Source organism: Pseudoalteromonas sp. SWN29, from assembly GCF_015864465.1.
Taxonomy (GTDB): domain Bacteria; phylum Pseudomonadota; class Gammaproteobacteria; order Enterobacterales; family Alteromonadaceae; genus Pseudoalteromonas.
Map to the genome: position 1 here is coordinate 1 of NZ_JADYXE010000126.1, position 976 is coordinate 976.

At 36.3% G+C, this 976-nt stretch carries 1 protein-coding gene and 1 pseudogene; both read right to left on the reverse strand.

Features of this window, described 5'->3' with window-relative positions:
• Positions 1–115 precede the first annotated feature (115 nt).
• Positions 116–496 carry a hypothetical protein gene (locus tag I6F53_RS20125; RefSeq protein WP_166421921.1) on the reverse strand — a complete coding sequence of 127 codons (381 nt, stop codon included), beginning with the start codon at positions 494–496 and terminating at the stop codon, positions 116–118.
• Between the two features lie 237 nt (positions 497–733).
• Positions 734–925, reverse strand: a pseudogene (locus I6F53_RS20130) (transposase); the annotation flags it as partial.
• Positions 926–976 lie beyond the last annotated feature (51 nt).

Here is a 976-nt window from a genome sequence, read left to right on the forward strand (position 1 = left end):
AATTGCCATAAGACACCCTGCTTGTTTTTTGCACTAAATAAAGGCTAGCCTCTAACTTCGAAAAGTGCAAAATTTAGTATGCGTGTCTTGTTAATTCCCCTGTTAGGTGCAAATTTTAATACTGCCCTTTTAGCCATCTTTTTGCTGTGATTTTTTCAAGCTTTCGTCTGTACTTTTTTGGTGAAAACTCTTCTACAATACCATTCATAACATCGAAAATATCTGCTGATATAATTGCTCCAATAGCATGAATTGTTTCATGCCTATTCAAGCCTTGTCTCATAAGTCTTGCGAAAGTTTCTGGTATTAATTTAACCTTCATAGCTAATTGATTTTCAACTATTACATGTATTGATGAATGTACACTTAAAGCGTCCTCGGTTAATTCGTGATCTAAACCAATATGGAAATCATGAACTAATTCAATTCTTGTAGCTTCATCTAGGGCTAACCAGTTTTCGGGTTCTACTGCTTTATTGGGATTATATGTATCCATGTTGCCTCGAATGCATGAGTTGTCTTTGCACCTAACGAGCCTGTAGATTAACTCGTTTTTTATTTGTTTTTATTGATAAATAAACCATAGCTGAGTTCCTATTTTGATTCAATTGATTACTGTATTTTTACGCAGAATATAAAGAAGTGTTTGCTGTTGGTTTTAATTGGCGTTTTGGAAAGGATTACTGGTGTTTATGTGCAAAATTTAGGTTGGGTGTCTTTGTTATTTTCGCTACGTGTGGTTACTCATTACGGCATAAGCAGCTACGTCAATACAAAACACTTTTGCTAACATAAGTAGTTTATCTTCAACCCAGCCTCTACGATGCTCGTAAGACTTCCCAGTAAAGTGGTCTTCACCACACAAAAATGCACGACGAACACACCGTGAAATACAATGGTAACGCCGTGCGCGACTTAAACAGATATCACATGCTCAAGTTGTAGCGGCTTATTATTTAGCTTAACGTTAGCAAGC